The following is a 23,498-nucleotide window of genomic DNA, read 5'->3' as shown; positions in this document are numbered from 1 at the left end:
GGGCCCTCCGGGTCAACAGACCTGAGTCAACCAGGCTCAAGTCTTATCCGTTCCTTACACGCAATTGGCTTCTGACCTGCGTGGACGCCATACGGCGGGGCTGCTGGACAGGGATGCGAACCGGCACCCTGAGGAGCACGAGCACCAGGAGGACGGCCCCTCCCGCCACCCACAGGGCGGGCTCCTCCCCCACCCACCCCATGTGCACGAGCACCCCCGCGACCACCGTGACGAAGGAGCAGAACCCGAGCAGCACCACCGCCCCGGGCGGGGTGAGCCCGAGCCGCCGCAGCCGGTGCGCGAGGTGGTCCGGCCCGCGCCGCAGCACGGGGCGCCGGCCGAGCAGCCGTACGAGCACCACCAGGGCGGCGTCCGCGACGGCGACGGCGACCAGGCAGAACGCCACCGCCGCGCTCGGCCCGATCGCGTACCCCGCGCGCGTGAAGACAACCGAGGCGGACAGCAGGAATCCGGAGAACAGCGAGCCGCAGGCGCCGAGGCCGACCCGTGCGGGGTGCCAGTTGTGCATCAGGAAGCCGGTGAGGGCGGCGGCGAACACGCTGAGCACCACGGCGAGGCCGTCCATCACCTCGATGGCCGCACAGGCCCCGGCGCCGAAGGCCGTGACCACGCCGACCGTCCCGGCCAGCCCGTCGGCGTGGTCGAGCCCCCGGAAGACGAGGGAGGCGACGACGATCCAGCCGACGGCGAGCGCGCCCCCGGCCACCCCGGTCTCGTCGTACGGCACCACGCAGGCCGCCGCCACCGCCGTACCGGCGACGACCACCCGGCCGCGCAGCCGCCAGACGTCGGCGACCAGCCCGAGCGCGGCGACCCCGGCCGCGGCCAGCAGGAGCCTGCCCACCCCGTCACCCAGGGGGGCGACCCGCGTCCACTCACCCGTCCAGGCGACCAGGCAGGTGACGACGACGACGGCGAGGCCGCCGAGCAGCGGGAGGGGACGCCGGCAGCGCCGGTCGACGACCCCCGCCCGCAGCGCGGGCACCCGGAGCAGTGCCGCCAGTACGGCGGTGAGCAGCAGGGCGGCGGTGGCCGCGGCGATCCCGTAGAGCACGGCTCTAAGGTAGGGGTGAAAGTAGCAATTCGGGATGAATAACACGATCAGATTGCCCGAGGGGTGATCGGCGGGACACGATGGGCGACCCCTCAGCGACCCATATCACCCCGCGCTCCCCTGCATCGCGACGGAAGATAGGGGTAGTCTCAGAGGACTACATAAGTTACCGCTTAGTAATGTTGCTCGGTTAATTCGAGGCCGCCCTCAGGAGCCCCAATGCAACTCGCCGCGATCATCGTGTCGCTGGTCCTGATCGTGGTCGGCGTGGCACTGTTCGGCCGCGCCCTCCTCCAGATCTACAACTTCATGCGTCTCGGCCAGCCGGTGCCGGCCGGGACCAGGACCAACGAACCCGGACAGCGCACCATCACCGTGGCCAAGGAGTTCCTCGGCCACACCCGGATGAACCGCTGGGGCGTCGTGGGCGTGGCGCACTGGTTCGTGGCGGTGGGCTTCTTCTCCCTGCTGCTGACGATCGTCAACGCGATCGGGCAGCTCTTCAAGGCGGACTGGATCCTGCCGGTCATCGGCGACTGGGCGCCGTACAACGTCTTCGTCGAATTCCTCGGCACCATGACGACGCTCGGCATCCTGGTGCTGATCGCCATCCGCCAGCTGAGCAAGCCGGACAAGCCGGGCCGCAAGTCCCGCTTCGCCGGCTCCAACTTCGGCCAGGCGTACTTCGTCGAGGCCGTCATCCTGATCGTCGGCGTCTGCATCTTCACGCTGCACGCCCTGGAGGGCGCCCAGCACCACGTCGACGGCTACGAGGCGTCCTTCTTCATCTCGTACCCGGTCGTCGCCTGGTTCAAGGGCATGAGCGTCGGCACGCTCGAGAACCTCACCTACTTCTTCGCCGGCCTGAAGATCGCGACCTCCTTCATCTGGATGATCACGGTCGCCCTGAAGACCGACATGGGCGTGGCCTGGCACCGCTTCCTCGCCTTCCCGAACATCTGGTTCAAGCGCAACGCCGACGGCGAGACCTCGCTCGGCGCGCTGCTCCCGATGACCTCGGGCGGCAAGCCGATCGACTTCACCGACCCCGGCGAGGACGACGTCTTCGGCGTCTCCCAGGTCGAGCAGTTCTCCTGGAAGGGTCTGCTGGACTTCTCCACCTGCACCGAGTGCGGCCGCTGCCAGTCGCAGTGCCCCGCCTGGAACACCGGCAAGCCGCTCTCCCCGAAGCTGCTGATCATGTCGCTGCGCGACCACGCGCACGCCAAGGCGCCGTACCTGCTGGCCGGCGGCGGCAAGACCATGGAGGGCGAGGAGAAGGCCTCCGAGGAGCAGCTGAAGGACGTCCCGGCCGCCGCCCTGGCCGAGGCCGAGCGCCCGCTGATCGGCACCGCCGAGGAGAACGGCGTCATCGACCCGGACGTGCTGTGGTCCTGCACCACCTGCGGCGCCTGCGTCGAGCAGTGCCCGGTCGACATCGAGCACGTCGACCACATCGTCGACATGCGCCGCTACCAGGTCATGATCGAGTCGGCGTTCCCGTCCGAGGCGGGCACGATGCTCAAGAACCTGGAGAAGAAGGGCAACCCCTGGGGCCTGGCCAAGAAGCAGCGCCTGGAGTGGACCAAGGAGGTCGACTTCGAGGTCCCGGTCGTCGGCAAGGACATCGAGGACCTCACCGAGGTCGAGTACCTGTACTGGGTCGGCTGCGCCGGCGCCCTGGAAGACCGCGCCAAGAAGACCACCAAGGCCTTCGCCGAGCTGCTGCACATCGCGGGCGTCAAGTTCGCGATCATGGGCGGCGACGAGAAGTGCACCGGTGACTCCGCCCGCCGCCTGGGCAACGAGCCCCTGTTCCAGGAGCTCGGCATGGAGAACGTGATGGCTTTGAACACGGCGTTCGGCGAGGAGCTGGACGACGACGGCAAGGTCACCGCGGAGTCCAGGAAGCCGAAGTCGGCGAAGAAGATCGTCGCCACCTGCCCGCACTGCCTCAACACGCTCGGCAACGAGTACCCGCAGCTCGGCGGCGACTACGAGGTCATCCACCACACCCAGCTGCTCCAGCACCTGGTGGACGAGGGCAAGCTGGTCCCGGTCACCCCGGTCGAGGGCATCATCACCTACCACGACCCGTGCTACCTGGGCCGCCACAACAAGATCTACACGCCTCCGCGCGAGATCATCGGCAAGGTCCCGGGCCTGCGCAACGAGGAGATGCACCGCCACAAGGAGCGCGGCTTCTGCTGCGGCGCCGGCGGCGCGCGGATGTGGATGGAAGAGCGCATCGGCAAGCGCATCAACAACGAGCGCGTGGACGAGGCGCTGTCCCTCAACCCGGACATCGTCTCCACCGCCTGCCCGTTCTGCCTCGTCATGCTCACCGACTCCGTGAACGGCAAGAAGAACGACGGCAAGGCCAAGGAGTCCATCCAGGTCGTCGACGTCGCCCAGCTCCTGCTGGACTCGGTGAAGACCCCGGCCGACCCGACGGACGCCACGGAGTCCGAGACGGCGCCGGAGCCGGAGCCGGTGAAGTAACGGCCCCCACGGCCCTTCCCGGTCCCTTCCGGGAACCACAACGCCCCCTGCTCCGCACAGGCAGGGGGCGTTGCCGCGTATCGGGGGCGGGTGTCGTCAGGACTGCTTCGGGGCCGCCTGCTGGACCACGTCGAAGGACCACAGGGTCGAGCCGGAGGCCGCCGGCTTCGGGCGGTCGCCCTCCACGCCGCCCTGGTGCGCGGCCTTCATCGGGCCCTCCATCCACGCCTGGAAGGACTCCTCGTCCCGCCAGCGGGTGTAGACGAGGTACTGGTCGGTGCCCTCGACCGGCCGCAGCAGCTCGAACCACTCGAAGCCGTCGGAGTTCTCCACGGCGTGGGCCCGCGAGGCGAACCGCTTCTCCAGGACCTCCCGCTGCTCGGCGGGCACGGTCAGCACATTGATCTTCACTACGCTCATGACACCATCCTGCGCCTGCCCGCCCGGCTCCGCCGCAGGGGCACCCGGTAACTCGCCGCGCACCTCACACACTTACCGGGGTCTTACCCGATCCACGCGCAACCCTCGCGCACCACGGCGGGTCTCCTGAACGCCGACCGCCCGTGTGCACCCGGGAGCAGGGCTCCGCGAACCGCGGGAGCCCCTGGGCCGCGGGCGGTCCGCACCCATCGACCGCGGATGCCCACCGGGCATCCCCCGCATGCCAGGAGAACGCATGCACACGCACCGCCGACTCGCCCTCGCGACGGCCACCGCGGCCGCGCTGACGGGCGGTCTGCTCACCTTCGCCTCCGCCCCCGCCACGGCCGCCGACTCCACCAGGGTCGCCAAGGCCGACTTCAACGGCGACGGCATCGGCGACCTCGCCACCTCCGCCGCCACCGCCTACATCAGCGGCCACAAAAACGCCGGCCAGGTCGTCGTCCTGTACGGCTCGAAGACCGGCGTCTCCGCCGCCAAGCGCACGGTCGTCTCCCAGAACACCAGCGGCGTCCCCGGCACCGCGGAGGCCGGCGACATGTTCGGCGACGACCTCGCCTACGCCGACTTCAACCACGACGGCTACGACGACCTCGCCGTGAGCAGCCCCTACGAGAAGGTCGGCACCGACACCGACGGCGGCGCCGTCGCCATCCTGTGGGGCTCCAAGAGCGGTCTGACCGGCAAGGCCTCCGACGTCCCCGACCCGGCGCCCGGCTCCCACGACTACTGGGGCAAGAGCCTGGCCGCCGGCGACTTCGACGGCGACGGCAAGGCCGACCTGGTCGTCAGCAGCAGCTCCAGCACCCTCTACCTCTACCGGGGCGGCTTCACCACCGCCGGCAAGCCCGGTAGCCGCACCACCGTCAAGGCGCCGGTCCAGTCGGGCTCCGGCGGCAGCCCCTACGGCCCGATCAACCTGACCGCGGGCGACGTCAACGGCGACCACCGCACCGACCTCGTGGTCGACGGCTTCGAGACGAAGACCGGCAACGGCTGGAACACCAACTACTGGCTGCCGGGCACCGCCGGCGGCCTCAACGCCTCGGCCGCCAAGACGCTCAAGCCCGGCATCATCACCGCCATCGGCGACATCAACGGAGACGGCTACGGCGACATCGTCAGCGGCGCCGACTGGGACGCCACCGGCAGCGACGGCAAGGCGATACCGGACGCGGCCAACGGCGGCAAGGTCAGCGTCACCTACGGCTCCGCCGCCGGGCCGGCCGGCACCACCGCCATCACCCAGAACACCGGAAACGTCCCCGGCAGCTCCGAGAAGGGCGACACCTTCGGCTGGGAACTGGACCTCGGCGACATCAACGGCGACGGCTACCAGGACCTCGTCGTCACCGCCCCGCAGGAGGACATCTCCGGCGTGAGCAACACCGGCATGGTCACCGTGCTGTACGGCTCGAAGTCCGGCGTGAACACCACCTCCGGCGCCCAGGCCTTCGCCCAGAGCACCCCGGGCGTTCCCGGCGACGACGAGAAGAACGACCTGTTCGGCACCGACGTCAAGCTGGACGACGTCACCGGCGACGGCAAGGCGGACCTGCTGATCGGCTCGTACGAGAACGGCGGCGACGGCGCCGTCACCTACCTGCCGTCGACCGGCACGAAGATCACGGCGACCGGCTCCCGCGCGGTGTCGGCGGCCGCCGCGGGCGTCTCGACCAGCGGTATACCGCAGTTCGGCTCGGTCTTCGCCGACTGAGTCCGTCCAAACCCCCAATGATCCCTGGGGACACGGCCGACCGCCCCTTAGGGGATGTCACAGGTCGGCCGCAATGCCGGGCCCGGACACCCGGGCCCGGCACGTGGCCCTCCGGGACCAGGTACGTTCGATGACGTGGCTGGATTCAGGATCGGACGTGGGGGCCAGGACGACCGCACCCCCCAGGGACAGCAGGCGCCGCAGGGCCCGTCGTACGGCCGGCCCGGCCCGTCGGGCGGCCGGCGGGCGCCGTCGCCGTACGGACAGCAGGGGCAGCACGGGCAGCCGTACGGGCAGGGCACGGGCCCCTCGTACGGGCAGCCCGCGGGACGGCCCTCGGGCACCCCGCACGGCTACCCGCCGGCACCGCAGCCGCCGCAGCCGTACGGGCACGCGCCGTACCCGCAGCAGGGCGGCCGGTCGCCGTACGGCTACCAGGGTCAGGCCGACGACGGCCCGGAGTACTTCGACGACGGCTACGCGGGCCACGGCCACGGCGCGCCGGACCCGTACGCGGCCAACAACGCGGGGCACACCCAGGCCTTCTCGGTCGACGAGGCCGCCGCGTACACCCAGGGCGCGACCTACCAGGCCGGCGCCGCCGCGCCCGCCGCGCCGACGGGCCCGCCGCTGCACTGGAAGGAACTGCTGAAGGGCGTCGTCCTCGCTCCCCACCAGACCTTCCTGCGGATGCGCGACTACACGATGTGGGGCCCGGCCCTGATCGTGACCTTCCTGTACGGCCTGCTCGCCGTGTTCGGCTTCGACAACGCCCGCAAGGAGGCCATCGGGGCCACCCTGTCCAACGCGGTGCCGATCGTACTGATCACGGCGATCGTGATGGTGCTCGGCCTGTTCGTGCTGGGCGTGGTCACCCACACCCTGGCCCGCCAGCTCGGCGGCGACGGCGCCTGGCAGCCCACGGTGGGCCTGTCCATGCTGATCACGGCCCTCACGGACGCGCCCCGCCTGGTCTTCGCCATGTTCTTCGGCGGCGACGCCGGCTTCGTGCAGATACTCGGCTGGGCCACCTGGCTCGGCGCGGGCGCCCTGCTCACCCTGATGGTGTCCCGCTCGCACGACCTGCCCTGGCCCAGGGCGCTGGGCGCGTCGGCGATCCAGCTGATCGCGCTGCTGTCGATCGTGAAGCTGGGCACGTTCTAGCCCCGACCGGCTCCTGGCATGCGGAAGGGCCCCCGGCTTCGATGCCGGGGGCCCTTCCGCATGTCCGGGTGGCCGGTCGTCCTCAGGCGTCGAGGACCTGGCCGTCGCGCTTCACCACGGGCGGCTCCACGCTCCACGGGAAGTTGATCCAGTCGTCCGTGCGCTTCCAGACGTACTCGCACTTCACGAGGGAGTGGGACTTCTCATAGATCACCGCGGAGCGGACCTCGGCGACGGTGTCGAGGCAGAAGTCGCGGACGAGCTTCAGCGTCTTGCCGGTGTCGGCGACGTCGTCGGTGATCAGCACCTTCTTGTCGGAGAAGTCGATCACGTTGGGCACGGGCGCCAGCATGACCGGCATCTCCAGGGTGGTGCCCACGCCCGTGTAGAACTCGACGTTCACCAGGTGGATGTTCTTGCAGTCCAGCGCGTAGGCGAGGCCGCCCGCGACGAACACGCCGCCCCGCGCGATGCTGAGCACGATGTCCGGCTGGTAGCCGTCGTCCGCGATGGTCTGCGCCAGCTCGCGGACGGCGCCGCCGAACTGGTCGTAGGACAGGTTCTCCCGCACGTCACTCATGATCTGGATGCCCTCACACCTGGGTCCGATGGAAATTGACATAGGACCGCGAGGCGGTCGGCCCACGCTGGCCCTGGTACCGCGAGCCGTACCGCTCACTGCCGTACGGGAACTCGGCGGGCGAGGACAGCCGGAACATGCACAGCTGCCCGATCTTCATCCCGGGCCAGAGCTTGATGGGCAGGGTGGCGAGGTTGGACAGCTCCAGGGTGACGTGTCCGCTGAACCCCGGGTCGATGAACCCGGCGGTGGAGTGCGTGACGAGCCCGAGCCGGCCGAGCGAGCTCTTCCCCTCGAGTCGCGAGGCGAGATCGTCGGGCAGCGAGATGACCTCGTACGTCGAGGCGAGCACGAACTCTCCCGGGTGCAGGATGAACGGCTCGTCCCCGTCCGGCTCCACGAGCCGGGTCAGGTCGGGCTGCTCGACCGAGGGGTCGATGTGCGGGTACCGGTGATTCTCGAACACCCGGAAATAACGGTCCAGCCGGACATCGATGCTCGACGGCTGCACCATGGATTCGTCATAAGGATCGATGCGCACCCGCCCGGCGTCGATCTCGGCCCGGATGTCCTTGTCTGAGAGAAGCACGTAGCGAGGATACGCAAGGCGCGCGGAGCCATGACAATCGTGACGACTCCGCGCGCCGGTGGTGACGGGCCGACTACAGCCGGTCCCGTCCGCTTGCCCGCTACCCCTGCTTCTCCAGGGCGACCGGTACGACGCTGCGGAGCCGGGCACACCGAGGGCACCTCATGAGCCGGCCGGGGCCGAGCCGCTCGGCCTGCTGCATCGGGAACGAAGCGGTGCTGAAGACGTGCCCGTCCGCACAGCGGACGACGGTGCGTTCCATCAAGTCCCTTAAGTCCCTTCCCCAAGAGCCTCGTCGGGCTGACCAACCCGACGACAAAAGCCACATTACGGGATCAAAGAGACGACTCTCCAGGCGGCACTCCGGCCCCTCCGGGACCCTCCCCCACGCCTCCCACCGTACGCCCCAACTCCCGCCGCCCGCAGCCGGATCCCCACCCTGAAACGCACTCAGGCCCCCGGGTCCGAGCACCGGGGGCCTGCGATGAGGTACAGTGAGCGAGCGTCGGACACGGACCCCTCTCGGGGGCTTTGTCCGCACTTACGCGGGTGTAGTTTAATGGTAGAACATCAGCTTCCCAAGCTGAGAGCGCGAGTTCGATTCTCGTCACCCGCTCTTTTTGAAGCCCCAGGTCAGTGGCCTGGGGCTTGTTCATTGAGGGGCCGATGCCGCGTGGGCGGGCACAAGCCCCTCGTAGAAGCGGCCTCTTGACCGCCGAGGCCCTGCGTCAGAGCGGAAGGTCGTCGGGGAGTACCCGGAACGCCTTGTAACGGCCCAGCGGGCGTACGGCCCGGAAGTCTCGTCGGTCGAGGGTGAGAATCGCGTCCGTGTCGTAGTCGGCGGCAAGCGCCACGTTCACCGCGTCGGCGAGGTCGAGGTCCAGCGCGCGGTAACGGACACGGACGGACTGGGCTGCGCCCAGGTGGTCCTCCGTGATCTCCGGCAGGACGACACGACCCCGGCTCATCCAGCGCCGCAGGTCGTCGACAGCGCTGAGGGCGGCCTCCCTGCCGAACTCACGCGTCGCCACGTGATCCAGTTCGGCCAGCAGGAGCGGGGACATGACCAGCAGGCCCGCCGCCATGATGGCCTCGTTCGCCGCCCGGTGTTCCGGGTGAGCCGAGTCCAGGGCTGCCAGAAGGCCGGACGTATCGGCGATGACGATGATCACGCGGCGGATCCGGAGCCCGAGCCGGTCTCACGCCGGACAGCCTCAGCGACCGTGTCGCGGACTTCCGACTTGGGCAGCGTGCGCCCCGGACCCTCGAAGGTGCGCGAGAACAGCGGCTCGTCCCAGACCCGGTTCGCCATGGCCGCAAGGTGGATGCCCTGGCGGATGATCTCGGCCTCGCTTATACCTCGGCGCTTGGCGGCCTCCTTGATGATCGCCAGGTCTTCGATGTCGGCGTAGACGTTGGTGCGTTTCATGGACATGTACCAAGCGTAGTCCATGTACCAAATTGATGTATCCGCCATTTCGTTATCGAGGGTCGGCCGAGCACGCCTCATAGGCCAGGTCCATAAGCTTTTCAGGCCTCCGTAAACCCGGCCATGGCCGTCGCCGAGGTGTATCGGCACCACCGTCGCCGGTCTGCCCGCATGGGGGCTACAGGGTCTTGGCCAGGGATGGAGAGACAGCCTCGGCAACCCACGCATGTCCTGGACGCGACACGCCTGGACTCGGGATCCTCGGCAACCCACGCATGTCCTGGACGCGACACGCCTGGACTCGGGATCCTCCCGATGTCCGTCGCCCCATCGCCCAGACCAATGGCTCCGGCGCCGTGTCCATAGCGCGCCCGTAAGGACGCAAACTTACGGTCAGCAGCGGTGCAATCCGGCCCACGCGACCGCCTCAAGGACCAAGCATCTGTGCTGGTCAGGGCACACGGAACCTATCCAAGCACCGTCTGAGAGCGCGAGTTCGATTCTCGTCACCCGCTCTTCTTGAAGCCCCAGGTCAGTGGCCTGGGGCTTGCGGGCGCAGGAGCGCCTGTGAAACGCAGCAACGACTCACCAACAAACGTACCTCGGCTGCGAAGGAGTGGATCAGAGCGGGAGTTCGTCGGGGAGAACCCGGAACGCCTTGTGGCGGCCCAAGGGACGTACGGGCCGGAAGTCGCGTCGGTCGAAGGATCAGCCGCCAACGCCAAGCGAGGGCTCGGCCCCCGCACTACGCGGCCATGACCGCGACCCCCGTTCTGCCCCCGTCGACGTCCACCACGGTGCCGTGCACGAAGGCCGCTTCGTCGCTGGCCAGCCAGACCACGGCATGCGCGACGGCGTCCGGTGTGCCGACGCCACCAGCCGGGGTGCCCTTCATCATGATCTCGCCCGGATGGGGCTCACTGCCTTCCGGGGCCGGAGGCAGGATCACTCCCGGCGAGACGGCGTTCACCCGCACACCCATCGGGCCGAACTCCGCGGCCCATGCCCGCGTGAGCGTCTCCATGGCGCCCTTGGTGGAGCTGTAGAGGGCGCCGAGCGGGACTCCCAGGCGCGCGATCCACGAGCCAAGGTTGATGATCACTCCGCTACCGGACTCCGCCATGGCCGGGGCGACGGCGGCGGTGAGGAAGAACGGCGCCTTCACGTTCACCCCGTAGACCTTGTCGAACGTCTTCTCATCGGTGGCGGTGGTGCCGGGGGCCGGATAGATGCCGGCGTTGTTCACCAGGATGTCGATCCGCCCGCCCAAGGCCTGACGGGCCCGATCGGCCAGGCCCTGGGAGGCCTGCGCGCTGCCGTCGAGGTCCGCCACCAGGAAATCGGCCCGGCCGCCGGACGCCCGAATCCCTTCTACGACCCGTGCGCCCCGCTCCGCATTGCGCCCGGACACGATGACGTGGGCCCCCTCGGCGGCGAACGCTTCGGCGATCGCCTGCCCGATATTGCTGGTCGACCCCGTGACCAACGCCGTCTTGCTCCGCAGTCGTTCACCCATGACGCGACCTCCTTCGTCTCGCAGTGTGCGGACAACTGTGCGCCGGATAAAATGGACCAGCAAGTCCAGAATCATCGGCCTACTCACAGAGACGAGGACGGATGCCGGACGCGCCGACCGCGAAGGGCCGCGCCACGCGGGCCCGCATCGTCGAGGGGGCTGCCGAGGTGTTGCGCGAGCAGGGGGTCGCTTTCACGACGCTCGACGACATCCGCGGCCGGACCGGCACGAGCAAGAGCCAGCTGTTCCACTACTTTCCCCACGGCAAGGACGAACTGCTGCTGGCGGTGGCCCGGTTCGAGGCGGACCGCGTCCTGGAGGACCAGCAGCCACACCTGGGGCGGCTGGACTCGTGGGAGTCCTGGCAGCGGTGGCGGGACGTCGTGGTGGAACGCTATGAACGCCAGGGCGATCACTGCCCGTTGGGGGCACTGTTCTTGCAGGTCGGGCGGTCCGGCTCCGGTGCCCGGGCGATCGTGACGGAGTTGATGCGCCAATGGCAGGAGCAGCTCGCCCGCGGCATGCGCGCCCTCCAGGCGAACGGTCTGGCGTCAGCGGCCCTTGATGTGGACCGGACGGCCGCTGCGCTGCTGGCGGGCATCCAGGGAGGCGTGGCCATCATGATGTCCACGGGGGACTCGACCCACCTGAAGGCGGCGCTCGACACCGGCATCGAACACCTCCGCTCGATGGCAGACCGGCCGGTACGGATCTGACCGCCTCGGCCTGTCGGCATGGCAGGTGTCGCAGGGCGGTCAGTGGGCCGCCGCGGGCGTGGTCTTCTTACGGGCGCGGTACGCGGCGGCTGCCTTCCCACCGTCCGCACAGGTCAGAGGCGTAGAGCCCACCCAAGCGCCGGTGGGCGGGCGCCGCTCCGCCGGGGCCTGACGGTTGTGCTCACGCCCCTCGTCGCGCCGGCCACGCCGTCATGGCCAGTTCGGCCACCCGCTGCAGTTCCGCCGCGCTCGCGCCGTCCCGTGCCTGTTGGGACATGCCCTGGATCACGGCCGCGAAGTAGACGGCCAGGGAGCGGGGTTCGACGCCCTCGGGCAGCACCCCGGCCTTCTCGGCCTCGGTCAGTCGCTCCTCGAAGCGGCGCACGTTCGCCGCCCTCCGCTCCCGCAGGTCCCGCTGGACATCGGCCGTCTGCGCCGAGCAGTTCGTCGCCGCCGTGATGACGAGGCAACCGGCCGGATGCAGTGGGTCGGTGTACGCCGCCGCGGCCTCGCGCAGCATCCTGTCGAAGCCCGCCCGGGCATCGTTCTCCTCGTCCAGGGCCCTGCTCATGAAGGCGCCGAAGGTGGCGCCGTAGCGGTCGACGACCTCCGCGAAGAGGGCTCGCTTGTCGCCGAAGGCCGCGTACAGGCTGGGCGGCGAGATGCCCATGGCCCGGGTGAGATCGGCGATGGACGTGCCCTCGTAGCCGTACTCCCAGAACAGCCGCGTGGCCTGCGCGAGCGCCGCCTCGCGGTCGAAACCTCGCGGTCGTCCCCGCTTCGCCACCGTCATGCCTGAATTTTAAAGCGATCGCTACGGAACAGTCTAAGCTGTATTCCATAGTGACCGCTACAGATGGGGACGTCATGGGTTCACTCACGGGCAAGACGGCTCTGGTGACGGGCGGCAGCCGCGGCATCGGGCGTGCGACCGCCGAGCGGCTCGGCAGGGAAGGCGCCCTCGTGGCCGTGCACTACGGGCGCAACGCCAGTGCCGCGCAAGAGGTGGTGGCGGCGATCCGCGCGGCGGGCGGCACGGCCTTCGCCGTACGAGCCGAACTGGGCACGGACGGCGACGTGGAGACCCTGTGGGCCGAGTTCGACCGCCAGGTCACCGAGCACGGCGACGGCACCGGTCTCGACATCCTGGTGAACAACGCCGGCATCACGCCCCGCGGCCGCATCGAGGAGGTCACCCCCGCCGCCTTCGACGAGGTGTTCGCCGTCAACGTGCGGGCCCCGTTCTTCCTTGTGCAGCAGGGGCTCGAGCGGCTGCGGGACGGCGGCCGGATCATCAACGTCTCGTCCGGGGCGACGCGCATCGCCCTGATCGACATCATCGCCTACGGCATGACCAAAGGTGCCATCGACACCTTCAGCCTCACCCTGGCCAAGGCCCTGGGCAATCGGGGCATCACCGTCAACTCGGTGGCGCCCGGGATCATCGACACCGACATGAACGCCTCCTGGCTCCGGGGCGACGCGGCCGCCGAGCAGTCCGCCGCGCAGCTCTCGGCACTCGGCCGGGTGGGCCGCCCGGAGGACGTGGCCGACGTCGTCGCCTTCCTGGCCTCGGACGACGCCCGCTGGGTGACGGGGCAGGTCATCGACGCCACGGGCGGCTCGCAGCTCTGAACCGGATCCCCTCTGCCCGTACTCCGGCGAAGTCGCCCCGGCCGGCGCTCGCTTCCGGCGCGCCGCCCGTGCCCGTCGCACGCTCCGGCACAATGCGAGCGTGTCACTCGACGCCATCAACGCCGTGGACTGGTCGGCGATACCCAACCCGACGGGGAGCCGGTGGGACGATCCGGAGGACGTCGCTCGCGCGCTCCGGCTGCTGACCGTGTCCACCACCGCCAACGAGACGGGTGACGCGGCGGCCCGCCTCGCCGGTCGTGGCTTCGTCTGCGGCCACGCCGCCATGGTGTTTCCCGCGGCCTACGCCGCCACCCCAATCCTGCTGGATCTCGTCGAGCACGGCCGGCGGCCGCGCATTCGGGACGCGGCCCTCGGCCTCCTGGCGGACGCGCTGGACTGCTTCCCGATCGCCGGCCACAACCGGGTGGACACTCCCTACGGCACCGACGTCCCGCTGTGCTGCGCCATCGCCCGCCACATCCGCGGCCGTCGCGGTGCTCTTCTCGCCCACGGGAAGTACGGCGGGCAGCTCCTGGCGCAGGCGGAGCTTCACTGGTGGTTGACCATCGAGGAGACGGAACCCCACCCCCACGGCACGGTCACCGTACTGGCCACGCTCGAAGGCACACCCTTCGGGACACCGGTCGAGGCCGAGCTGCACAGCCCGCTCTCCGAAGGTCCCGCAGCCGGTGTCCGGATCGACGCGTTGACCGTCGACGCCTCGGGCGCCGTGTGTGCCCAACTCCATTTGACCCAGTCGGAGTTACTTCCGGACTCTGCTCTGTGCCCAGCCGAGTGCGGCCGCCGCGAGCACTGACGTCGTCTCCGTGATCGCCGGAGCCCGGCCCCCGTTCTCGTCGTGACCGCTTCCGCGGGTTCCTGCCGGAGCAGGCGGCGGTCACCGGAATCCGCCGGTGGCACCGGGACTTGAGGGGAGCGGAAGGCTCCCGGCGGATCCGCGCGGGGCCCGTCGCCCGCAGGCCCTAGGCTGATCCCCGTCAGGCAGACAGGCGCTCGGAAGGACGATCGGCGATGACGCCCCTGAGCACCGGGGATCCGGAGGCCATCGGCGGGTACACCCTTCTCGGCCGGCTCGGCGCGGGCGGCATGGGAGTCGTCTATCTGGGAGTCTCCGCCTCGGGGCGGCAGGTCGCCGTCAAGCTCGCGCACGGGCCCCACTCCCAGGAAGAGGAGTTCCGGACGCGCTTCCGGCAGGAGGTCGCGGCGGCGCGCCGAGTGAGCGGTGCCTTCACCGCGCCGGTCGTGGACGCCGACCCGGACGCCGAACGGCCGTGGATGGCGACGCTCTACGTGCCCGGGCTCAACCTGGCCGAAGTCGTGGAGCGGGACGGCCCGTTGAGCCTGCGGGAACTGCGCGCGCTGGGGCTCGGGCTCACCGAGGCGCTGCGCGACATCCACCGGGCGGGTCTGGTGCACCGGGACCTCAAGCCGCGCAACGTCCTGATGACCGAGGACGGGCCGCGCGTCATCGACTTCGGTATCTCGCGCGCCGCCGACAACCAGAACCTCACCGCGACCGGGCGGATGATCGGTACTCCGCCCTTCATGTCGCCGGAACAACTCGCGGCTCCCCGGGACGTCACCCCGGCCTCGGACGTGTTCTCGCTGGGGTCACTGCTCGTGTTCGCGGCGGTCGGCACGGGGCCGTTCGACGCCGACAGCCCCTACATAACCGGCTACCAGGTGGTGTACGGGACCCCTGATCTCGACGGGGTGCCCGGGGCGCTCCTGGGCATCGTCGAACGCTGCCTGGACAAGGACCCGGCCGCGCGGCCGGAACTGACGGAGCTGCACCGCATGCTCCAGGAGCTGCCGGAGTCCGACGCCGCCGATTCCTCGGACACCCGGCGCCGGTCGGCCTCTCCGAGCCCGGCCCCCGCCTCGGCGGGTGCCGCGACCGGCGCCGGAACCGGCAGGCGGCGCCGGGCGCGGACGCTGCTCGCCGGCCTCGGCGCGGCGCTGGCCGTCACGGGGCTGGTCGCCGGGGTGGGTGTCTTCTCGTCCGACGCGCACACCACCGCCGCCGCCCAAAGCACCCGTGCCGCGTCGCTGCCCGACGGCTGGCGGCCGTGGCGCACGCAGCTGCGGGACGACGTCAAGGGTGTTCCGCTCGACTACGACAACCCTGGATGCGTGGCGGAGCGAAGCGCCCTGTTCTGTGGCGGTACGGGCTTCACGGTCGCCCGGATCGACGCGGCCTCCGGCCGCACACTGTGGCGGACCGGCACCCGCCCTCAGGGGGTGCAGCCGATCGGCGTCCGCGACGGTCTGGTCTATGTGTACGAGGATCCGGACGACACGACCAGGCGCGTGGTGGCCCTGGACGCGGCCACCGGGCACCGGCGGTGGCAACGCGACATCAACAAGTCCGAGGAGGCGGTCCTCTACGACGGCGGTCTGCTGACCCTGTCTCCCGACTACTCGTCGTTCGTGGCCTACGGGCCGTCCGGCCGGGAGCTGTGGCGGGCGCCGGCGCCGGCCGAGTACTGCACTCCGTCCGCACTGGGAGGCGTCCCCTACGGCCTGTGCTCGAAGGGCACCGAGCCCGGCCAGGCCCCGGTCGAGCTGATGAAGCTCGAACCCGGCGACCTGACCGCGATCGCCACGCTGCCCGAGAAGGCGGAAGCGCTCGGCGCTGTCGGCGGGCAGCCCCTGTTCCTCGCCCCCCAGACCGCGAAGGACGTGTACGAAGCCGGGTACGAACGGCCGTACAACGCGCTGCTGCAAGTGGTCCCGGAAACCGGGCAGGTCCGACGGATGCCACTGGCGCATCCGCTGACCGGCGCGGCCACCCTCGTGGACGGCGTCGTCTACTTCGTCCGGTCCGACGGGTCGGTCACCGCGGTGTCGGCGGACAGCGGCAGGCAACGGTGGCAGAGGGCGACGGACATGGAGAGTCTGTCCGCGCCCGCCGTGTCGACGACGTACAAGCGGGTCTACTTCTGCAACCGCTTCGGCCGTCTGCTGGCACTGGACAGCCGCACCGGAGCGGAGGTCTGGCGCACCTCCGCGCCGGCCGACCCCGGGGACAAGACGCAGGCCTATCCCCCGCGCGTGCTGCTGGTCGAGGACGCGATCGTGGCGACGGCCGGCGACACGGCCTTCTCCCGGAGCCCGGACGGGCCCAAGTGACCTGCCCGGCAAGCGGGTTGCCTCCCGGGGGCGGCGCGGCCGGACGGGCAGGCGTGCGCGTCGTGGGGGAGGACCGGTCGGGCCCGCGCGACGCGGCAAGGAGAGACGCCCCCTGAGGCCGGCCCCCGGGACCCGGGTGCCGGCGCCTCCGTCCCTCCTTGCCGTCCCCCCGTCGGCACAGCCATGTTCACGCACGCGGCCGTGAGGGCGCATTGCCTGCTTCCGGCAATCTTTACGCGGTTTTGATGCCGCCCTGTCACAGCGCCCTCACCGGGTTGGTCGGCCGCACGCACCCTTGACTCGTTTTGCATAATGCAAAAGTGAGGAAGGAGAATCGATGAGCGGAATACGGACAGCGGCAGGCAGGGAACGAGCGGTCGGCACGAGCGCGAGGCGCCGCGCACCCACGACAGCGGTCCGGGGGCTGCGGAACGCCTCCTGGGCCGTCATGGGACTGGCCGTGCTCGTCGGCGCTGGGGCCGGCGCGGGCTCGGTCGTCTTCCGCTGGTGCATCCAGTCGTTCACCCGGCTGCTGTCCGGCCACGCCGACTACGCCGCCTCCCCCGGCGCCGGCAACCCCCATGTGGCCTGGCTGGGCCCGTACTTCGTGCTGTTCGCGCCGGTGCTCGGCGGTCTGCTCTACGGCCCCCTGGTCAGCCGGTTCGCCAAGGAGGCACGCGGGCACGGCGTACCCGAGGTGATGCTCGCGGTCGCTCAGCGCGGCGGACGGATCAGCCCCAAGGTCGCCGTGGTCAAGACGCTGGCGTCCGCGCTGACCATCGGCTCCGGCGGCTCGGTGGGCCGGGAGGGCCCCATCGTGCAGATCGGCTCGGCGCTCGGCTCCACCCTCGGCCGGCTGACCGGGGCCACCGAGGGCAGGATGAAACTGCTGGTCGCCTGTGGCGCGGCGGGCGGCATCGCGGCCACCTTCAACGCGCCGCTGGCGGGGGTCTTCTTCGCCATGGAGCTGATCCTGGGCACGTTCTCCGCGGAGGCGTTCGGCGCGACGGTGCTGGCCAGCGTCACCGCCAGCGTGATCGGACGGGCCGCGTTCGGCGACAACGCCTTCCTGGACCTCCCCGGCTTCCACGTCGACCACCTGACCCAGTACGGCCTGTTCGCCCTGCTCGGCATCGTCGCGGCCGCCGTCGGCGTCGGCTTCACCCGCTTCCTCTATCTGGTCGAGGACGCCTGCGACTGGCTGTGGCGGGGCCCGGAGTGGCTGCGCCCGGCGATCGGCGGGCTGGCGCTCGGCCTGGTGCTGCTCGCGCTGCCGCAGATGTACGGCGTCGGTTACCCGGTCCTTGAGAAGGCGACCGAGGGCGGCTACGCGGCCGGCTTCCTCCTCCTGCTCCTCGTCGGCAAGATGCTGGCGACCAGCCTCACCATCGGCATCGGCGGCTCGGGCGGCGTCTTCGCGCCCAGCCTGTTCATCGGCGCGATGCTCGGCTCCGCGTACGGCATCGGTGTCCACCACCTGCTGCCCGCCTCGGCCGGAGCGGTGGGGGCGTACGCGCTCGTCGGCATGGGCGCGGTGTTCGCCGGCGCGGCCCGGGCGCCCATCACCGCGGTGGTCATCCTCTTCGAGCTGACCGGCGAGTACTCGATCATCCTGCCCCTGATGCTGGCCATCGTGCTCGCCACCGCCACCAGCCGGCTGCTGTCCGGGGACACCATCTACACCCTCAAGCTGCGCCGGCGCGGCATCGATCTCGAAGGCCCCGTCCCCGGGGCGGCGATCGGCACCCAGAACGTCGCCGCCGTCATGGAGCCCCTGCCGTCCCCCCTGCCCGCGGCCACGCCCCTCACGGACGCCGCCGACCTGCTCAGCCTCTCCGGCCACGGCGCGCTCCCGGTCATCGACCGCACCGGGAGGTACCTCGGCGTCGTCACCGCCCAGGCCGTGGCCGAGGCCCTCGCGGAACAGCCGGACGCCGCACCGCGGACGATCGAGCCGCTCGCCGAGCCGCCCGCGTCCGTCACCGCGGAGCAGCCGCTCGGCAAGGCCCTGCACGTCCTGCTGTCGGCCACCGGGACCGGGGTGCCCGTGCTGGACACCGAACGGGGAGAGCCCGTCGGGTGGCTCAGTCACCAGAGCGCGTTGCGCGCGGTGCACGCGCCGGCCTGACGGCGCCGGGCGCCACGGCATCGAGCCGGCCCATGCCCCCAACACTTTTTGCATCATGCAAAAAGGGGTACGGGAACCTCGAAGGACCGGTCGCTCCAAGGAGGTGAACCGTGGACAAGAAGCACGTCAGGCGCGCCTATTCGTTCGTCTGTCTCGACTGCGGACACGGATGGGAGGCCGCCTACGACATCGACGTCACCGTGGACGATCACGGACGGATCATCGCCACCTACCACCTCGGCGACAGGCTCGTGCCCTCGCCGTTGCAGTGGCCGCGCTGCCCCGACTGCGAGGGCCGCAAGATCCGCATCATGCGGCCGGGGCGCGTGGCGTCGGCGCACCTCTACGAGAGGTGACGCGGCCCCTCGCGGGAGCCGGCCCCGGCCGGGTCAGGCGTCGTGCGTCAGCGCGCCGTCCACGATCCAGCCGAGCGGGTACGGGTCCGGTCCGTCCCCACCCGGCGCCGGGGGCTCGCCTCCCGCCTCGTTGAAGGCGTTGAGTGCCTCGACGAGCGCCAGCCGCTCCATCGGGCGGAGCCGCTCGACGATCGCGGCGATCTCGGCACGGCGCCGGGCGGTGACCTCCTCGACGGTGCGCCGCCCCTGCTCGGTCAGCCGCAGCAGCGTCTCGCGGCGGTTGGCGGGGTTGGGCTGCCGGTCGGCGAGCCCGGCGGCGATGAGCCGGTCGACCATGCGCATGGCCGTCGAAGGCGCCACCTGGAGCATGTCGGCGAGCGCCACCAGCTTGGTCGTACCCCGGGTGGACAGCACCACCAGCATCCGGAACTGGGCGACCGTCACCCGGTCCTCCACCGCGGCCAGCGAGCGCGCCGAGACCGCCACCAGCAGGCGCGACGCGGTCAGCACCGCTCTGGTGACCGCATCGACATCGTCCAAGGCACCCGTGGGGGTCTGTCGCTCCGCCATAGGTCCTTTCTACCGCGCCCGCGACGGTCCGCCCGCGCTTCGTACGAACAGGCGTTCCCCGCGCCGAGGCGTCACATGACTTCCTTGATCCCGGAGCGGATGAGCCAGGTGTTGACCGGCCAGGCGGGGAAGAAGCCGGTGATCATGCCGATCTGCATCAGGAACCAGTACACGGGGTCGTTCGGGTGCAGGTGGTGCGGGGCGGGGAAGAACACGAAGAACATCAGGGCCATCCAGCCGAACAGCCCGACTTCGAAGGCGGTCAGGGACAGCACGTCGGCCTTGGCCGCGGTCATCAGGCCTTTGCGCAGGCCCAGCCCGCGCATGGGGGCGATGGCGAAGTACTGGAAACCGATCCCGAGGAGCAGGGCGAGCACGTAATCACCGATGCACTCCGCCGGCAGGGCGATCCCGCCGATGGTGACGCCGAGGGCGAAGACCGCGAATTCGGCGATGATGTCACCGAGCGTGCAACCGGCGCCGCAGTGCGAGACGCCGACCGCGGTGATGGCAGCCGGGCTTGCCGGGCGGGTCGCCGACGTTGTGGGCCGGCGACAGAGGCAGCTCCCCAGCACCGGGGGAGAGTCCGCACCCTGATACCGTCTGCCGCCACCGACCGCACCTCTTCGACACCCGGCCACGGGTGGTAAGCCCCGGAGGGCTCAAGCGATGAAGCGCATGTCCACCGTCATGGCCGTCTTCGTGATGCTCGGCCTGGCCGGGTGCGGTTCCCCTTCGGGGGCGGAAGGCGCACCGACGCCTTCCTCATCGGCTCCGGCCACGGAGGCGCCCGGACCGCGATCCACCGCGGATGAGATCGACAGCGCTCTCAACGGATCCTGGGCGGCTTTCGGTCACGGCCCCACCCTGGTGCTCAACGTGGTCGGGCGACGGGTCGTGCTGTCGGGCGGGGGGCAGCGGTGCGAAGGCACCGTCGCCAAGGAGGACGGCATCCACACCATTCGCCTGCGGTGCGACGATCCGCGGGCGAAACGGACCGTGGGCAGGGTCTGGGGCCTGACGGAGAGGGCCATGACGGTGGACTGGGAAGGGTACGGGGCCGACAGTTTCCAGCACGCTTCCGGCACAGTGTCCCGAGTCTGACACCGGTGATCACCGGCAGCGGCCCTTGTCGGCCTGCTGCCGGACCGACGGCCACTGCCGCCGCCGTGTCGGCGAAGATCTGCCTCTCCTGGCCGGCGTCGTCCGCCCGCCCGCACCGCCGGGGCACCTCCAGCCGGAGGCAGGGGCCGGGAGATGTGACCTTCCTCGCGTGCAGGGAGTCCCGGCGCGGTCGCCGTCGTGCCCGCGCCGACGGCGGTGGCAGCGGCACATCTGCCCGTTCACGGAGGTCACGGAGCCGAGCCGGGCGCACACGACAGAAAATCGGTCCACACGGAGAGTAATAACTGCACTCGTGAAATGAGATATAGGCACGGGGCTCGGAAAGTATTCCTCGGCCATCGGACGGATCGGAATTGCGGACCGCGCAGGGCCGATCGCACCGTGCTAGTGTCGATCCCAGTTGCAGTCGTGGTTGCCAGCAGGTTCATTTCCGACGGGGTAATCATCACGGCGACACAGGATCCGCGCAGTGCGGGTTCCTGACACCGCCTCCGAAGGAGAAACAAAATGGCTACTGGCACCGTGAAGTGGTTCAACGCGGAAAAGGGCTTCGGCTTCATCGAGCAGGACGGCGGCGGCGCCGACGTCTTCGCCCACTACTCCAACATCGCCACCAGCGGCTTCCGTGAGCTGCTGGAAGGCCAGAAGGTGTCGTTCGACATCGCGCAGGGGCAGAAGGGCCCGACGGCCGAGAACATCGTCCCCGCCTGACGCACCGGCACTGACGCACATCTGACGGCTGGGGCCCGCACCTTGGGGTGCGGGCCCCAGCCTGCTTCATTCCAGCTTCATTTCCAGGGTGATTGCCCCCTGTCATTCCCGGCCCGTTCTCGCGATTCTCTGCGCCGCTCCTCATGCTGCGGAAATTCCTTGATACGCGCCCGCATCGAGGAAGGTTCCGCATGAACCGCACACGTACCCCCCGCACACGCGCCAATCGCCCGTCCGACCGCTTCGGAGAAAGCACCGCCGCGGGCCGCTCCGGCGTTCCGCGCCGCTCCGGTGGTTACGGAAAGCGACAGCAGGCGGGAGGAGAGTTCGCCCTGCCGAAGACGGTCACGCCCGCGCTGCCCGCCGTCGAGTCGTTCGCCGATCTCGCCCTGCCGGCACCCTTGCTGGCCGCGCTCGGCCACGAAGGCGTGAGCGTGCCGTTCCCGATCCAGGCGGCGACCCTGCCGAACTCCCTGGCCGGCCGTGACGTACTCGGCCGCGGCCGCACCGGGTCGGGCAAGACCCTCGCCTTCGGCCTCGCGGTGATGGCTCGTACGGCGGGCCGACGCGCCGAGCCGCGCCGGCCACTGGCCCTCGTCCTCGTCCCCACGCGTGAGCTGGCCCAGCAGGTCACCGACGCGCTCGCGCCCTACGCCCGCGCCGTGCGCCTGCGGCTCGCCACCGTCGTCGGCGGTATGTCCATCGCCCGGCAGGCCGGTGCGCTGCGCGCCGGCGCGGAGGTCGTCGTCGCGACACCCGGCCGGCTCAAGGACCTCATCGACCGGGGCGACTGCCGGCTCACCGACGTCGGCGTCACGGTTCTCGACGAGGCGGACCAGATGACCGACATGGGCTTCATGCCGCAGGTCACCGCCCTGCTCGACCAGGTCCGTGCCGGGGGCCAGCGGATGTTGTTCTCGGCCACCCTTGACCGCAACGTCGACCTGCTGGTCCGCCGCTATCTGACCGACCCGGTGGTGCACTCCGTCGACCCGTCCGCCGGTGCCGTCGACACGATGGAGCACCACGTGCTGCACGTGCACGACTCGGACAAGCACCGCACGACCACGGAGATCGCGGCCCGGGACGGTCGGGTGATCATGTTCCTGGACACCAAGCACGCCGTGGACCGGCTCACCGCGCACCTGCTGAAGAGCGGTGTCCGCGCCGCGGCCCTGCACGGCGGCCGGTCCCAGCCGCAGCGCACCCGTACCCTGGCGCAGTTCAAGGCCGGCCACGTCACCGTCCTGGTGGCCACCAACGTCGCGGCCCGCGGCATCCACGTCGACAGCCTCGACCTGGTCGTCAACGTGGATCCGCCCACCGACCACAAGGACTACCTGCACCGCGGCGGCCGTACGGCCCGCGCCGGGGAGTCCGGCAGCGTCGTCACCCTCGTGACGCCCGACCAGCGCCGCGGCATGACCCGGCTGATGGCTTCGGCCGGTATCACCCCGCGCGTCACCCCGGTCCGCTCGGGCGAGGCGGAACTGAGCCGCATCACCGGTGCCCAGACGCCCTCCGGCGTGCCGGTGGTCATCACCGCGCCCGTCGCGGAACGCCCCCGGCGCGCCTCTTCGCCGTCCCGCGGCCACCGGGGCCGCACCGTCGGCGCGGGGATGCGGCGCGGAGCACAGCGGCGGCCCGGTAGCGACTCGGCCGCTTAGGGCCTCTCGTCCGGACCGGGACCGCACAGGCCATCAGGCCGACCAACCCTCAGCGAAGGAGCCACCCTTGACGCCGGCACGGACGCAGTACCGCAGGACCGACCCCGCCCCCGCCCGCGTGGCCGACGACGGCGAAGGGCGCGGGCCCCGGGTGTCCGACGACATGACCGTCGAGGTGGCTCTGGCCGTCATGGCGGGCGCCGGGGTCGAGTACCTGACCGTGTGCGACGGGGACGACGAGAGCACGGGCTCGATCACCCGGGTCCGGCTGACCGTCCTGCGCGCCACCGCCGCCTACTCCGATCGGATCCGCCTGCGGGACGTTCTCGCCGGATCACCGCCCTCGCCCGGCGGATTCCCCGGCGGCGCGGGACGCCTCGATGGAGGGCACCGGGCGCCGATCGGTCACGGCTGAGTCGGC

Annotated in this window: 24 protein-coding genes, 1 tRNA gene and 1 pseudogene; 14 read left to right on the top strand and 12 right to left on the bottom strand. The window is 70.6% G+C overall.

The genetic code is table 11. The features are described 5' to 3' along the window. Positions 1 to 43 precede the first annotated feature (43 nt). Positions 44 to 1,075, bottom strand: coding sequence for an MraY family glycosyltransferase (locus tag HZZ00_RS00885; protein WP_180330423.1), 1,032 nt, complete (start codon positions 1,073 to 1,075; stop codon positions 44 to 46). 219 nt (positions 1,076 to 1,294) lie between these two features. Between HZZ00_RS00885 and HZZ00_RS00880 the strand changes: the two genes are divergently transcribed. Beyond that, positions 1,295 to 3,577, top strand: coding sequence for a (Fe-S)-binding protein (locus HZZ00_RS00880; RefSeq protein ID WP_180330422.1), 2,283 nt, complete (start codon positions 1,295 to 1,297; stop codon positions 3,575 to 3,577). Between the two features lie 96 nt (positions 3,578 to 3,673). Here HZZ00_RS00880 and HZZ00_RS00875 read toward each other — a convergent pair whose 3' ends face one another. Then, positions 3,674 to 3,997: an antibiotic biosynthesis monooxygenase gene (locus HZZ00_RS00875; RefSeq protein ID WP_180330421.1), complete on the bottom strand. Its 324-nt coding sequence runs from the start codon at positions 3,995 to 3,997 to the stop codon at positions 3,674 to 3,676. 256 nt (positions 3,998 to 4,253) lie between these two features. On the opposite strand from HZZ00_RS00875, the gene HZZ00_RS00870 reads away from it, so the two are divergent. Continuing rightward, positions 4,254 to 5,735: an FG-GAP and VCBS repeat-containing protein gene (locus HZZ00_RS00870; RefSeq protein ID WP_180330420.1), complete on the top strand. Its 1,482-nt coding sequence runs from the start codon at positions 4,254 to 4,256 to the stop codon at positions 5,733 to 5,735. 54 nt (positions 5,736 to 5,789) lie between these two features. Continuing rightward, on the top strand, positions 5,790 to 6,899 hold the full coding sequence (locus HZZ00_RS00865) for a Yip1 family protein (RefSeq protein WP_180330419.1): 1,110 nt from the start codon (positions 5,790 to 5,792) through the stop codon (positions 6,897 to 6,899). A gap of 82 nt (positions 6,900 to 6,981) precedes the next feature. On the opposite strand, the gene HZZ00_RS00860 is transcribed toward HZZ00_RS00865, so the two are convergent. The 3 genes from HZZ00_RS00860 to HZZ00_RS00850 form a co-directional block, all read right to left on the bottom strand. Further along, positions 6,982 to 7,479, bottom strand: coding sequence for a phosphoribosyltransferase (locus tag HZZ00_RS00860; RefSeq protein ID WP_070024241.1), 498 nt, complete (start codon positions 7,477 to 7,479; stop codon positions 6,982 to 6,984). Between the two features lie 13 nt (positions 7,480 to 7,492). Further along, entirely contained in the window at positions 7,493 to 8,068 is a 576-nt protein-coding gene (dcd, locus tag HZZ00_RS00855; RefSeq protein ID WP_146465110.1) for a dCTP deaminase, read from the bottom strand. Positions 8,069 to 8,168: 100 nt separating this feature from the next. Next, on the bottom strand, positions 8,169 to 8,330 hold the full coding sequence (locus HZZ00_RS00850; protein WP_167381418.1) for a hypothetical protein: 162 nt from the start codon (positions 8,328 to 8,330) through the stop codon (positions 8,169 to 8,171). A 283-nt stretch (positions 8,331 to 8,613) separates the two neighbouring features. Between HZZ00_RS00850 and HZZ00_RS00845 the strand changes: the two genes are divergently transcribed. Next, positions 8,614 to 8,684, top strand: a tRNA-Gly gene (locus tag HZZ00_RS00845). Between the two features lie 112 nt (positions 8,685 to 8,796). Here the strand turns inward: HZZ00_RS00845 and HZZ00_RS00840 are convergent. From HZZ00_RS00840 to HZZ00_RS00830, 4 genes and pseudogenes are all read right to left on the bottom strand, one after another. Further along, entirely contained in the window at positions 8,797 to 9,240 is a 444-nt protein-coding gene (locus HZZ00_RS00840) for a PIN domain-containing protein (protein ID WP_180330418.1), read from the bottom strand. Further along, positions 9,237 to 9,503, bottom strand: a complete 267-nt coding sequence (locus HZZ00_RS00835) for a CopG family transcriptional regulator (protein WP_180330417.1) — start codon at positions 9,501 to 9,503, stop codon at positions 9,237 to 9,239. The genes HZZ00_RS00840 and HZZ00_RS00835 overlap by 4 nt, the downstream gene beginning before the upstream one ends. Before the next feature lie 615 nt (positions 9,504 to 10,118). Further along, positions 10,119 to 10,205: pseudogene (locus HZZ00_RS39000) on the bottom strand (VapC toxin family PIN domain ribonuclease); the annotation flags it as partial. A gap of 37 nt (positions 10,206 to 10,242) precedes the next feature. After that, complete coding sequence (locus HZZ00_RS00830) at positions 10,243 to 11,013, bottom strand: SDR family NAD(P)-dependent oxidoreductase (RefSeq protein ID WP_180330416.1); 771 nt, start codon at positions 11,011 to 11,013, stop codon at positions 10,243 to 10,245. A gap of 101 nt (positions 11,014 to 11,114) precedes the next feature. On the opposite strand from HZZ00_RS00830, the gene HZZ00_RS00825 reads away from it, so the two are divergent. Then, positions 11,115 to 11,729: a TetR/AcrR family transcriptional regulator gene (locus HZZ00_RS00825; RefSeq protein ID WP_180330415.1), complete on the top strand. Its 615-nt coding sequence runs from the start codon at positions 11,115 to 11,117 to the stop codon at positions 11,727 to 11,729. Between the two features lie 181 nt (positions 11,730 to 11,910). Here HZZ00_RS00825 and HZZ00_RS00820 read toward each other — a convergent pair whose 3' ends face one another. Next, the gene (locus tag HZZ00_RS00820; protein ID WP_180330414.1) at positions 11,911 to 12,522 is read right to left on the bottom strand and encodes a TetR/AcrR family transcriptional regulator; all 612 of its coding nucleotides are present in this window, start codon (positions 12,520 to 12,522) and stop codon (positions 11,911 to 11,913) included. 74 nt (positions 12,523 to 12,596) lie between these two features. On the opposite strand from HZZ00_RS00820, the gene HZZ00_RS00815 reads away from it, so the two are divergent. The 5 genes from HZZ00_RS00815 to HZZ00_RS00795 all read left to right on the top strand — a co-directional run bounded on the left by HZZ00_RS00815 (position 12,597) and on the right by HZZ00_RS00795 (position 19,004). Beyond that, the gene (locus HZZ00_RS00815; protein WP_180330413.1) at positions 12,597 to 13,364 is read left to right on the top strand and encodes an SDR family oxidoreductase; all 768 of its coding nucleotides are present in this window, start codon (positions 12,597 to 12,599) and stop codon (positions 13,362 to 13,364) included. Positions 13,365 to 13,464: 100 nt separating this feature from the next. Further along, positions 13,465 to 14,184: a hypothetical protein gene (locus tag HZZ00_RS00810; protein ID WP_180330412.1), complete on the top strand. Its 720-nt coding sequence runs from the start codon at positions 13,465 to 13,467 to the stop codon at positions 14,182 to 14,184. Positions 14,185 to 14,399: 215 nt separating this feature from the next. Beyond that, positions 14,400 to 16,520, top strand: coding sequence for a PQQ-binding-like beta-propeller repeat protein (locus tag HZZ00_RS00805; protein WP_180330411.1), 2,121 nt, complete (start codon positions 14,400 to 14,402; stop codon positions 16,518 to 16,520). Between the two features lie 448 nt (positions 16,521 to 16,968). Next, a complete protein-coding gene (locus tag HZZ00_RS00800; RefSeq protein WP_180333336.1) occupies positions 16,969 to 18,648 on the top strand; it encodes a chloride channel protein in 1,680 nt (559 codons plus the stop codon). A 110-nt stretch (positions 18,649 to 18,758) separates the two neighbouring features. Further along, positions 18,759 to 19,004 carry a hypothetical protein gene (locus tag HZZ00_RS00795; RefSeq protein ID WP_180330410.1) on the top strand — a complete coding sequence of 82 codons (246 nt, stop codon included), beginning with the start codon at positions 18,759 to 18,761 and terminating at the stop codon, positions 19,002 to 19,004. A 33-nt stretch (positions 19,005 to 19,037) separates the two neighbouring features. On the opposite strand, the gene HZZ00_RS00790 is transcribed toward HZZ00_RS00795, so the two are convergent. Next, on the bottom strand, positions 19,038 to 19,574 hold the full coding sequence (locus HZZ00_RS00790) for a MarR family winged helix-turn-helix transcriptional regulator (RefSeq protein ID WP_180330409.1): 537 nt from the start codon (positions 19,572 to 19,574) through the stop codon (positions 19,038 to 19,040). A 71-nt stretch (positions 19,575 to 19,645) separates the two neighbouring features. Then, positions 19,646 to 20,149 (bottom strand): DUF4396 domain-containing protein, encoded by a 504-nt coding sequence (locus HZZ00_RS00785; RefSeq protein WP_219013986.1) that lies wholly within the window; start codon positions 20,147 to 20,149, stop codon positions 19,646 to 19,648. A 94-nt stretch (positions 20,150 to 20,243) separates the two neighbouring features. Here HZZ00_RS00785 and HZZ00_RS00780 point away from each other — a divergent pair, with 94 nt between their 5' ends. The 4 genes from HZZ00_RS00780 (at position 20,244) to HZZ00_RS00765 (ending at position 23,492) form a co-directional block, all read left to right on the top strand. Beyond that, positions 20,244 to 20,678: a lipoprotein gene (locus HZZ00_RS00780; RefSeq protein WP_257585586.1), complete on the top strand. Its 435-nt coding sequence runs from the start codon at positions 20,244 to 20,246 to the stop codon at positions 20,676 to 20,678. Between the two features lie 528 nt (positions 20,679 to 21,206). After that, positions 21,207 to 21,410 carry a cold-shock protein gene (locus HZZ00_RS00775; RefSeq protein ID WP_070024256.1) on the top strand — a complete coding sequence of 68 codons (204 nt, stop codon included), beginning with the start codon at positions 21,207 to 21,209 and terminating at the stop codon, positions 21,408 to 21,410. A gap of 191 nt (positions 21,411 to 21,601) precedes the next feature. Next, the gene (locus tag HZZ00_RS00770) at positions 21,602 to 23,077 is read left to right on the top strand and encodes a DEAD/DEAH box helicase (protein WP_180330407.1); all 1,476 of its coding nucleotides are present in this window, start codon (positions 21,602 to 21,604) and stop codon (positions 23,075 to 23,077) included. 67 nt (positions 23,078 to 23,144) lie between these two features. Next, positions 23,145 to 23,492 carry a CBS domain-containing protein gene (locus HZZ00_RS00765; RefSeq protein ID WP_374028509.1) on the top strand — a complete coding sequence of 116 codons (348 nt, stop codon included), beginning with the start codon at positions 23,145 to 23,147 and terminating at the stop codon, positions 23,490 to 23,492. The last annotated feature ends 6 nt before the right edge of the window (positions 23,493 to 23,498 follow it).

This window comes from Streptomyces sp. NEAU-sy36, from assembly GCF_013423905.1.
In the GTDB taxonomy this organism is placed as follows: Bacteria; Actinomycetota; Actinomycetes; order Streptomycetales; family Streptomycetaceae; genus Streptomyces; species Streptomyces misionensis.
The sequence above is the reverse complement of the archived record's forward strand: the minus strand, read 5'-3'. Positions and strand labels throughout refer to the sequence as shown.